This is a genomic window from Nostoc sp. T09 (assembly GCF_002154695.1).
Classification (GTDB): domain Bacteria; phylum Cyanobacteriota; class Cyanobacteriia; order Cyanobacteriales; family Nostocaceae; genus Aulosira.
In genome coordinates, this window is record NZ_MTAV01000101.1 from 19,626 (window position 1) to 27,478 (window position 7,853).

Below are 7,853 nucleotides of genomic sequence, written 5' to 3' on the forward strand. Positions count from 1 at the left end.
GATAATGAAGTAGAATTTGCCTCCCATACTGGCATTTCTTGCCAACAGTGACGGCAGAACCAGTAAACTTCAGAACCGCGTAGGTGTTGCAACAATATATTAGAACAGCAAGGACAGTAACTCATATTTGTGAAATCCTTTTAATAAAGCAGGCTGAAGAATCTGGATCTAGGGAATAAAGAGAAATATAAGTAGTGGAAATAAAAAACTACTCTTGATGCTTTAACAATAATTTTGAAATGTGAGGAACTTGTGAGGAGGGTTAAGTTTTTTACCTCTCCGTCATATTTATATATATTTCGCAATACATCACTTAGCTGTGTGATAAATGCACAGCCGCGCTCAAAAAAGAACTGTAGAGCTTGCTTATATTAATTGTTCTCAGCTTCTTTACAAGAGAAAATTTTATTAACTACTTCCTCACAAGATCCTCAAATTATCTTCGTATAAACATAAGTGTGAGACTTAAGAATAGAAAAATTTATTACAACCATCTTAAGTATCTCTATGTGTTAAAGGAATTTAAAACATGGTAGAAATGCTGCACAATCAAGAAATAAAACGCCCAGTCTCCAAAGAACAGGCCTTAGTGTTGCCTTTGGGCGAAGTTGGGATTGCAGACATTCCTTTAGTAGGTGGCAAAAACGCTTCTCTGGGAGAAATGATTCAGCAACTCAGGCGCAAAGGGGTAAAAGTTCCTACAGGATTTGCTACCACAGCCTACGCTTATAGGTACTTCATTTCTACGGCTGGTTTAGAAACTAATCTCAGAGAGATTTTTGCAGATTTAAATGTTGAAGATGTCAATAATCTGCGGCGTTGTGGTAAAAAAGCTAGATTGCTAATGCTGCAAACTCCGTTTCCTTTAGAATTGCAGGAAGCGATCGCTCAAGCTTACCAAAGTCTCTGTCAGCAATATGATGCCGATACCGATGTCGCAGTCCGCTCCAGTGCTACTGCTGAAGACCTCCCCGATGCCAGTTTTGCCGGACAGCAAGAAACTTACTTGAACGTCCACGGACTCGAAGCTGTATTACAAGCTTGTCACAAATGCTTTGCCTCGATTTTTACCGATCGTGCCATTTCCTATCGACAAATTAAAGGTTTCGATCACTTCAACATCGCCCTATCGGTAGGTGTGCAAAAAATGGTACGTTCTGACCTGGCTACTTCAGGCGTTATGTTCTCCATTGACACAGAAACAGGTTTTAGAGATGCTGCCTTAATTACTGCTGCTTACGGTTTGGGTGAAAACGTCGTCCAAGGAGCAGTTAACCCAGATGAATATTTAGTATTTAAACCTACATTAAAACAGGGATATCGCCCTATTCTGAAAAAGCGCCTTGGTAGTAAAGAAATTAAGATGATTTATGACCTTGGTGGCTCAAAATTGACTAAGAATGTTCCAGTTGTACCCTGTGAACGCAACGTATTTGCCCTCAATGATGAGGAGATTTTACAACTAGCTCACTGGGCTTGCATTATTGAAGAACACTATTCCCAAGTGCGTGGTACTTATACGCCAATGGATATTGAATGGGCAAAAGACGGTATCAGTAATGAACTGTTTATTGTTCAAGCACGTCCAGAAACAGTGCAGTCTCAGAAGATAGCAAATGTGCTGCGTAGTTATCATCTGGGAGCGAAAGCAGGGGAGAACACAGATAATTCCTCACCTCAACCCCTTGTACCTATTGTCACAGGCCGGAGTGTTGGTGAGATGATCGGTCAAGGTAAAGCCAGAGTCATCTTGGATGTGCATCAAATTCATCAGTTTCAGCCTGGAGAAATACTGATAACAAACCGCACCGACCCAGATTGGGAACCAATTATGAAACGTGCCAGTGCGATCGTCACTAACTCTGGCGGACGCACCTGTCACGCAGCAATTATTGCCAGAGAGTTGGGAATTCCCGCGATCGTCGGTTGTGGTAATGCCACTACTGTATTAAAAACTGGGCAAGAAATTACCGTTAGTTGTGCTGAAGGTGAAACCGGAAAAGTTTACCAAAGTTTATTGCCCTACGAAATCCAAGAATTACCATTAGAGAAATTGCCCCATCCCCACACGCAAATCATGATGAATGTGGGCAATCCCGAAGAAGCATTTGGCTTCGCAGCCATTCCTAATGATGGGGTGGGATTAGCAAGGATGGAATTTATTATCGCCAATCAAATCAAAGCTCATCCTTTGGCATTAATTCACTTTGATCAGTTAGAAGACGAACTTGCTAGATACAAAATTGCTGAATTAACTCCTCAATATGAAAACAAAGCACAATTCTTTGTCGATAAATTAGCTGAGGGTATTGGAACTATAGCAGCTGCTTTCTATCCCAAACCTGTGATTGTCCGGCTTTCCGATTTCAAGAGTAACGAGTACGCCAATCTTTTGGGTGGTAAACAATTTGAACCCGCAGAAGAAAACCCAATGATTGGCTGGCGTGGTGCTTCTCGTTACTATGACGATCGCTATCGTGAAGGTTTTGCTCTAGAGTGTCAGGCGATGAAGCAAGTACGGGATGAAAAGGGGTTAACTAATGTGATTTTGATGATACCCTTCTGCCGGACTCCACAAGAAGGTCAACGTGTATTGGCAGAGATGGCAAAGCATGGTTTGGTACGGGGAGAAAACGGTTTGCAAGTCTACGTAATGTGTGAATTGCCTAGTAATGTATTCTTAGCAGACGAATTTTGTCAGATATTTGATGGCTTTTCTATTGGTTCAAATGATTTGACACAATTAACTCTCGGACTAGATCGAGATTCGGAGTTAGTAGCACATCTATTTGACGAACGTAATCAAGCTGTGAAGCGGATAATTGCTAAAGCAATTCGCATAGTTAAAAAGCATGGACGTAAAATTGGTATTTGTGGTCAAGCACCTAGCGATTACCCAGAATTTGCCCGATTCCTTGTAGAACAGGGAATTGATTCGATTAGTCTCAACCCTGATTCTGTACTGAAGACACTGCTGGAAATTGCCATTGCAGAAACAGGTAAGCCGCGAGATGAGGGAAGGGGAAAGGAGGACAAGGGAGACAAGGGAGACAAGGAGAATAATACAGACAAATGACAAATGGCCAAGGACTAATCATTATGTTTCAAAAAATTTTGGTTGCTATCAACAACTCGGAAATTGGTCAGCAAGTTTTTGATCAAGCTCTATCTTTAGCAAAAGCAACTAATGCTGAATTAATGATACTGTATGTGCTTTCGCCCTTTGATGAGCACTACCCTACTGCTCCAGGTGTGTCCACAGATGGTATCTATCCATCCTTCACTACTGACGATGTGAACTATTATCTGGGACAGTGGGAATCACTAAAACAAGAGGGAATACAATTTCTGACATTATTAACCAATAAAGCGATCGCCCAAGGTGTTAACGCTGAACATACTCAAGAATTTGGCGATCCTGGTCGCATAATTTGTGAATTCGCTCGTACTTGGCAAGCCGATCTAATAATTATCGGTCGTCGTGGTTTGAGTGGAATCAAAGAGTTTTTCTTGGGTAGCGTCAGCAATTATGTATTACATCATGCCCTTTGTTCAGTCTTGACAGTGCAAGGAGTAATTAACGACACTACAGAAACCCCTAAAGCAGCAATTCTAGAATCAGCTTGATTTGATTGAAGATTTGAGATTTAGTTATTCAGATTGCTGAAAACAAAACTCTACATAACCAATAATTAAACGGACGTGATATTCCGCATCAAGGAGGGATATGGGTTTGAGTTGTTAAACAGAATGAGATTTTCTCATTACACTGAACTGCAAACCGATACATCATGTTCAAAGATTTTTATACTGTAGAAATTTGTAATATATTTCATTGAAATAATGAATAATTTACGTTATTATACTTACGCGCTTATGTAATCACCGAAGTAATAAATAATTAAAGAATATATGAGTCAGAATTTAGATATTCAAGAATTTGTAATAGCGATCGCAGTTAAACAGCAAAATCCCACAGTTTTGACAGCAGATTTCCTGAAATATAGTGGTATCGTCCCTAGCGACTGGGAACTAGCTCGACCACCCATCTTAACGAATGCTGCGGCTCAGGTGGTCTTTCAAAATGGTGTCAGTATAATTGCAGAAGTCAATAGAATTGTTTTCTCCGAGTTAATTGCTAGTAAAGAACCTCAAGATGTGTCTATTCCAGTAATAGCTCGCAAGTATGTTGAAACATTGACTCAAGTCAACTATCAGGGGATTAGCAATAATTTTAGGGGTTATGTTCTTTTCGACCAGAAAAATAGCACACCTCGTAATTACATTTTTGGTAACCTGTTGAAACCTGGACCTTGGCAAGAGTTTGGTACATCTCCTGTCCAAGCTGCGTTGCGGTTTATTTACACCCTCAAAGAAGCGCAACTATTCTTAGATGTTAATGAAGTTGGACTACAATTGCCAGATAAATCTTTGCTGCCAGCAATTTTGTTTTCTGCTAATGTTAGCCACACAATAGTTCAAGATGACCCAAGTCAACGCTTAGCTAACCTAGTTCAGGCAATTGGCAACTGGCAAACAGATTTAGAAACTTACAAGGAAGTTGTTAATACCAAGTTTTTATCGTCTGGCAACTATCAAGTGAATCTAGCACCAAATGAACCGCTGATTTTTCCTAAGGAAGTAATTTGATTCATTAGGTGGAGATATCACGGATTTAGAACCCCGACTTTTTGAAAAAGTCGGGGTTCTGAGCAGTATTTTCGCTATTTCTTCTCAGCACAACCATCAAAAACCCGATTACCCAGGATGAAAGTTGCTGAGTAAGAATAATTTTTATCAGACATGCCGTCGCTACAGGCGTTAACTTGCTTGATAATTAAGATATTGTTGGTTCTACCTTTTAATTGATAGACTCGCACCAAATTAGCTGGACGACCTGCTGCTGATAAAGGCTTGACATAGGGGAATGTTTGTGGCTTGGCATCTGGTGAAGAATAGACAATTCCTCGTTTACCAACACTAACACTCCAAAAGGGTTCTGTGCCCCTAGCAATAAATTCCTCACTATTAGCAGTTTGAGCAATAACATGACTATTGCTGGGGATAGTTAACAAAGTAATACCAAGTCCAAGTAACGCAATAGATGAGATAAGGGTTTTCATACAAATTGGGGTTTACAATATTAGGAAAAACTTGATTGCAAGGTGACTCAATCAGCCGTGAATCATCATGGGGCAATGCCACAAAGCAGTGAACCCAGTTATTACTCCCTGCTAGGACTGCATCCCTCGGCATCGGTAATCGACATCCGCCGCGCTTATCGAGAACTGAGTAAACGCTATCATCCTGATACTACCCACTTACCTGCTACTGTCGCCACTGCTAAATTTCAGCAACTCAACGAAGCCTACGCTACCCTAAGCAACCCAGAACGAAGGTTAAGTTACGACCTGAAAATTGGGTATTCTCGCTTTGGCGTGATTCAAGCACCCCCCGATTTGAACCATCCGGTGAACAATACCTATGATTGGTCAAAATCAGCTTACCTTGACGCCAGCGATCGCCCGCTCTCATCTGGCGAAATCTTTGCTTTGTTTATTTTGGGGTTGACCTTTTTAGGCTGTCTGTTACTCGCGATCGCTATTGGTTTAACGCGTGGTGAAGCTGCTTTTCAAACACAACAGATCTCGCCAACTCCCGTTACCCAACAGCAAAGTAATCAACCTTCGCCATCAGCTAGCTTTTTGGAAATTAAAAATTATTATTGTTAACGTTGAATTTTTAACTAATTATGGCTTTTCTTCCCCCTGACGCTCCCCTCTATAACCATACCTTGCCACAAATTGAGCAGTGGCTCAAAGACCAAGGCTGTAAACAAGATGAAGCACAGTTACATTGTTGGCATGTGCAACGAACCAATTGGCAAGCCGACCTCTCCCTTGATGTTGAGCAACTTACAGTGCGATATATCGAAGCTGGAGAAAATAGGCAAGATATTCAACGCTCATTCAAGTATTCTCTCAGTCGGGAAGATATTGAACAAGCAGTTTTTTCTGGGCCGTGAATTAGGCATGGGGCATAGGGCATTTGTCCTTTGTCCTCCTTGTCCCCCTTGTCCCCCTTGTCCCTTTATTTCTCCTCACACACTACCAAACCTCCGCTCCCGTTGCTGGTAGGCACACAAGGCGCGGTGAAATTCCACACGGTCAAAATCAGGCCAGAGAGTATCAGTAATATAAATTTCTCCGTAAGCCATTTGCCAGAGGAGGAAATTTGAGAGGCGCATTTCTCCGCTAGTACGGATTAATAAATCTGGGTCAGAAATACCTGCTGTGTAGAGGTGGCGTTCAAATACGGCTTCATCAATTTCATCGGGTTGCAGCAGACCTTGCTGGACTTTCTGCGCGATCGCTCGACAAGCCTGTAAAATTTCCTGTCGTCCACCATAATTTGTGGCTACTGTAAACCGGATACTGCGATTATCCTTAGTTTCTGCCATTGAACGGGAAATTTCTGCTTGGAGCGATCGCGGTAGAGCATTTAAATTGCCCACAAATTGAATTTGAACATTCTCCTCTACCATTTCCCGGAGTTCTTGGCGTAATACTCTTTGGAATAGAGTCATCAAAAAATCAACTTCTTCCTGGGGTCTTTTCCAGTTTTCTGTGGAAAAAGCATAAGCCGTTAACGCTTGAATTCCCCAATCTTTACAACAACGTAGCAAATCCTTAAGTGCATCTACTCCTCGCTTATGGCCCATAATTCGAGGTAAACCTTGACGTTTAGCCCATCGACCATTGCCATCCATAATTACCGCAACGTGCTTGGGCAGTAGTTCTCGCTTTAAGCCAGGGGGCAATTCTTGCAGTTCAGTTTGTTGTGCTTTCATTTTTTATCTCGAGAAGCGGTCGATGGTAATCCGAGTAACCGTGAAACCAGTGCTATTGCCTTACTACTAATCTGACGACCCAAGCTTAACAAACCAGGAGCCACGGCTTCCCGATCTACAGTTGGGGATAATAGAGCCTCTAAAGTCTCTTTTAGTTTCCTAATCGTCAGTGGTCTATTTAGAATTCCCCGTTCCGCTAAGGAAATAGAACCGGTTTCTTCTGATACAACGACACAGATGCAATTTTCGACCCGCTCAGTAATTCCCATCGCGGCCCGATGGCGTGTTCCCAACTGGCGCGAGGCTGTGCGTCCCGAAAGTGGTAAAATTATACCTGATGCTACGATCCGTGAGCCACGTATCAAAGTTGCCCCATCGTGCAACAGAGTTTTTGGTTGAAAGATTGTTTGGATTAATTCTTTGGTAACCTCAGCATTCAGCCTTACTCCTGGTACAGAAAAATCTCGCTCGTCTATTGGACCTGTTGTTTCCAAAATCAATAAAGCTCCAATCCGGTTTTTTGACAGTTCTTTGACTGCATCAACAATTTCATCAATTACACTATCGGATTTAGGTACTGCCAGACTGGATGGTTGAAACAACTGGCGGAATTCGCCACGCCCTAATTGTTCTAAAAATCGCCGAAATTCTGACTGTAGAGCAACTGCCATTGCTACTGCACAGCCAATTACTAACTTTTCTAATACGAAATTTAACAGTGGTAGTCCCAATCTGTTACTGAGTGCTGAGGCTAGCATCAAAATAATAAAGCCTCGTACCATCCACAGCGTCCGGCGCTCGCTAATAATAACTAGTATCATGTACGTCAGCGCCAACACTAATACAATATCCAGAGTCCCAAGCAGCAAGGACTGCGACCATCCCAGGTTTGTCAGCCATTGCTTCCACCAATCTCTCATGACATCTGGATTAATATTTTGCCTCTAAATACAGTGAGTTAATCGTCCAGAGTCAACAGTCAAAAGTCAAGAGTTAACATTTA

At 41.9% G+C, this 7,853-nt stretch carries 8 protein-coding genes; 5 read left to right on the plus strand and 3 right to left on the minus strand.

From position 1 onward, the window contains the following. Positions 1-529 precede the first annotated feature (529 nt). From ppsA to BV372_RS20235, 3 genes are all read left to right on the plus strand, one after another. Entirely contained in the window at positions 530-3,076 is a 2,547-nt protein-coding gene (ppsA, locus tag BV372_RS20225) for a phosphoenolpyruvate synthase (RefSeq protein ID WP_086688284.1), read from the plus strand. 23 nt (positions 3,077-3,099) lie between these two features. Further along, on the plus strand, positions 3,100-3,627 hold the full coding sequence (locus BV372_RS20230) for a universal stress protein (protein WP_086688307.1): 528 nt from the start codon (positions 3,100-3,102) through the stop codon (positions 3,625-3,627). A 285-nt stretch (positions 3,628-3,912) separates the two neighbouring features. Continuing rightward, on the plus strand, positions 3,913-4,650 hold the full coding sequence (locus tag BV372_RS20235; RefSeq protein WP_086688285.1) for a hypothetical protein: 738 nt from the start codon (positions 3,913-3,915) through the stop codon (positions 4,648-4,650). A gap of 74 nt (positions 4,651-4,724) precedes the next feature. On the opposite strand, the gene BV372_RS20240 is transcribed toward BV372_RS20235, so the two are convergent. Next, complete coding sequence (locus tag BV372_RS20240) at positions 4,725-5,123, minus strand: COG3650 family protein (RefSeq protein WP_086688286.1); 399 nt, start codon at positions 5,121-5,123, stop codon at positions 4,725-4,727. Between the two features lie 75 nt (positions 5,124-5,198). Between BV372_RS20240 and BV372_RS20245 the strand changes: the two genes are divergently transcribed. Next, positions 5,199-5,732 carry a J domain-containing protein gene (locus BV372_RS20245; RefSeq protein WP_086688287.1) on the plus strand — a complete coding sequence of 178 codons (534 nt, stop codon included), beginning with the start codon at positions 5,199-5,201 and terminating at the stop codon, positions 5,730-5,732. Between the two features lie 20 nt (positions 5,733-5,752). Next, positions 5,753-6,025 carry a DUF3143 domain-containing protein gene (locus BV372_RS20250; RefSeq protein ID WP_086688288.1) on the plus strand — a complete coding sequence of 91 codons (273 nt, stop codon included), beginning with the start codon at positions 5,753-5,755 and terminating at the stop codon, positions 6,023-6,025. Between the two features lie 75 nt (positions 6,026-6,100). Here BV372_RS20250 and uppS read toward each other — a convergent pair whose 3' ends face one another. Both uppS and cdaA read right to left on the minus strand, forming a co-directional pair. Next, positions 6,101-6,850: a polyprenyl diphosphate synthase gene (gene uppS, locus BV372_RS20255; RefSeq protein ID WP_086688289.1), complete on the minus strand. Its 750-nt coding sequence runs from the start codon at positions 6,848-6,850 to the stop codon at positions 6,101-6,103. Continuing rightward, positions 6,847-7,770, minus strand: a complete 924-nt coding sequence (gene cdaA, locus BV372_RS20260; RefSeq protein ID WP_086688290.1) for a diadenylate cyclase CdaA — start codon at positions 7,768-7,770, stop codon at positions 6,847-6,849. Before cdaA ends, uppS begins: the two co-directional genes overlap by 4 nt. Between the last annotated feature and the right edge of the window lie 83 nt (positions 7,771-7,853).